Below are 2,540 nucleotides of genomic sequence, written 5' to 3'. Positions count from 1 at the left end.
TTTAGCGAGGAAAACTCACGGCACGCATAAAGCAGAGGAGGCGGTCCCGGCCGAATAAAATTGGTTGCAGCACCCGGTAAACAGCTGGAACCGTCCGAGCCCCTTGCCGGTTTTGTCGATCGCAAATCATCTGCGGGATCAAAATGGCCTCTCGACCAGCACGGACAGCGTCGAAGCCGCGGGCAGCCTCGAGCGATATGCTCGCCCGCAGCAAAATCCCTGTTTGGGTCGTCAAGGCGCTTCTTTCCAGCGGCATCAAGCGGGTCAGTAAATTGTCTTCCATGACCGACGACGAACTTCTTGCTATTCCCGGCATAGGCAAGCGAGCCATCGAGCTCATCCGATCGTCTCAGAGCAGAAAATGACGGGAAGCAGGAGCTAACCAATCGGGAACCGTGCGTTCGCTGAGCGGCGATGGTAAAACGCGGAACTCTCCGCCTTCGCGCAGGTTTGGATTTCCGCAACATGGAAGCATTCAATGTCAGCGTCCAATTCCGAGCAGCAAGAACGCACGATATCGAAACGTCTCGACCGCAACATCGAGGCTCTGCTGAAGCGTCGGGAGCAGGAGGCGCGCCAATCGACCCGGCAGGACCGGGTGGCCGATGCCATTACCCGTTTCGCGGGATCCATGATGTTCGTTTACCTGCACCTGCTGATATTTGCACTTTGGATCATCGTCAATGTCGGCCCGCTTCCGCCCGTGCTAGCTTTCGACCCGTCGTTGGTCATTCTGGCGATGGCGGCATCCGTCGAAGCGATTTTCATCTCAACGTTCGTGCTGATCAGCCAAAACCGTATGGCGGAAGCCGACGACAAGCGCGCCGATCTCAATTTACAGATTTGTCTTCTGGCGGAGCATGAGACGACGGAGTTGCTCACCCTGGTCGCAGCCATCGCAGAGAAGCTCGACGTCGAAATCGAGACCAGAGAGGGACTCGAGGAACTGAAAGAGCAAGTAACGCCGGAAGCGGTGCTGGACGAAATTGAAGAGAAAATGCGGCGTCGGGGGACCAAAGCCCCGCCGGCGTGAAGCCGCGATCGCGGTTGCCGTGTCGCCTGCTTCACCATTGCGCGTCCCGAAAGAATTCCACCAGGCTGCGACCCGCATCGCTGCGATCGCGGAAACAACCAGTCCTTTCCGCAGTTTGACCGCAGCACTACATCGCGAGGCCGGAACATTGTTATGATGTTCCGGCCTCCTTTGCCATTGCGGTGGTTGAAACAGCGCGATGGCGGTGCGCAAAGCGGTTGGTCTTACCGGGCCTGAACTTTCGTTCGTAAAAAAGCATAACCTTTTGCGCATTTCGAGGCTTCGTCGAACCGTTGAGAGAGCTTCGCGTATAAAGGAGACTTGCGATACGACAGCGTCATACTCATCATCCGGCAGCACAGCCAGCAGACAGTTCTCTTTGGGCTTTAGTGAATCACCTGCCATTGTTTTGCCTCGGGAGCGCTGGGCGATAGCAACTGTCAACCGGCCGGCTTATTTCTCGGCCGGCGGTTGCACCGGCGGAAATCTTTGAATCCCTACGCACGGATTTGGTCCCCCAAAAAATCGCGTGTAACGCTTCATGTTCGGTTTGCCGAGCTTAGATACCGGCGGTGTCGCCGGCGTTGCCCCGAATTATTGGCCAAGCGCACTATCGGCCGGAACTTTCCCTCGCGTGATCTGTTCGACGCTCGCGCCCCAAGAGAGAGCGTGGGCGGAAATCGAATGGAGGTTTCTATGACGACCGCAAACACGACAACCGATCATTCAGCAATTCGCAAGTGGGTGGAAGCGCGCAAGGGATACCCCTCCCGCGTCAAGGGCGCCAAGCAAGGTGGCATATTGCGGATAGACTTCGGGGAGCCGGAAGAGAACCTGGAAAAGATCTCGTGGGATGAATTCTTCGCTATCTTCGATGAAAACGAGCTCGCCTTCCTTTATCAGGACAGCACCGAGGACAGCGGGACAAGCCGGTTCAACAAATTCGTCAGCCGTAAATGACTGGATGGTGTCGTCGACTGTCAATGGTCGGGCTGTCATCTCTGCGCTTGCGGAGAATCGTCGAAACTGGGTGCAGAGGCGAGCGTTTAATTCGGAAACGATGTCGACCTAAGGCGCGGCGGTGACGCGCCAGATCGTGTTGCCGACGTCGTCGGCGATTGGTAGATCAGGTCTTATCGACGGCACGGGGCGGCGGAGCAGGAATATCGACGGCTGATCGGCAGCCATCTCGCGCGTTGAACGTCTTTTCCAATCAGAATAGGCAAATGGTCCGCGATTAAAGCTAGCGCTCCTGCGTCATAGCCAAGCCCCCACCGACAGCAGTTTCGCTTGCGTCTTAGGCGCTCGAGGCTTGCCCGTCTCACACAGCAGATGGCATCTAAAATGGCCTGCAAATAACTGAGGTCAGCTGAACCGAGCGCTTTCAAATGAGCAGACTGAGAATCGAGCGGAGCGCCTTTCCTGGTACAAAGGCTTTGGATTATGCAGCCACAATCAGTGTCAGCGTAACTCTCCCAAGCGCACGGACCTAATCGTGCATCAGATC

3 protein-coding genes are annotated in these 2,540 nt (G+C 56.4%); 2 read left to right on the top strand and 1 reads right to left on the bottom strand.

The genetic code is table 11. The annotated features are described in order from the left end of the window. Position 1: 1 nt before the first annotated feature. Positions 2 to 331 (bottom strand): hypothetical protein, encoded by a 330-nt coding sequence (locus C9413_RS34035; RefSeq protein ID WP_246703902.1) that lies wholly within the window; start codon positions 329 to 331, stop codon positions 2 to 4. A gap of 147 nt (positions 332 to 478) precedes the next feature. On the opposite strand from C9413_RS34035, the gene C9413_RS30920 reads away from it, so the two are divergent. Together C9413_RS30920 and C9413_RS30915 are read left to right on the top strand one after the other, a co-directional pair. Next, complete coding sequence (locus C9413_RS30920) at positions 479 to 1,033, top strand: DUF1003 domain-containing protein (RefSeq protein ID WP_039845972.1); 555 nt, start codon at positions 479 to 481, stop codon at positions 1,031 to 1,033. Between the two features lie 696 nt (positions 1,034 to 1,729). Further along, a complete protein-coding gene (locus C9413_RS30915) occupies positions 1,730 to 1,993 on the top strand; it encodes a hypothetical protein (RefSeq protein ID WP_133941976.1) in 264 nt (87 codons plus the stop codon). The last annotated feature ends 547 nt before the right edge of the window (positions 1,994 to 2,540 follow it).

Origin of the sequence: Rhizobium sp. SEMIA 4085, from assembly GCF_013004495.1 — a bacterium.
Classification (GTDB): Bacteria; Pseudomonadota; Alphaproteobacteria; order Rhizobiales; family Rhizobiaceae; genus Rhizobium; species Rhizobium gallicum.
This window is presented reverse-complemented; position numbering and strand designations above follow the sequence as displayed.

Bases quoted from the DNA above. Each gene is read 5' to 3' on its own strand.
- C9413_RS34035 (WP_246703902.1), bottom strand. From the start codon at position 331: ATGGCTCGCTTGCCTATGCCGGGAATAGCAAGAAGTTCGTCGTCGGTC.
- C9413_RS30920 (WP_039845972.1), top strand. From the start codon at position 479: ATGTCAGCGTCCAATTCCGAGCAGCAAGAACGCACGATATCGAAACGT.
- C9413_RS30915 (WP_133941976.1), top strand. From the start codon at position 1,730: ATGACGACCGCAAACACGACAACCGATCATTCAGCAATTCGCAAGTGG.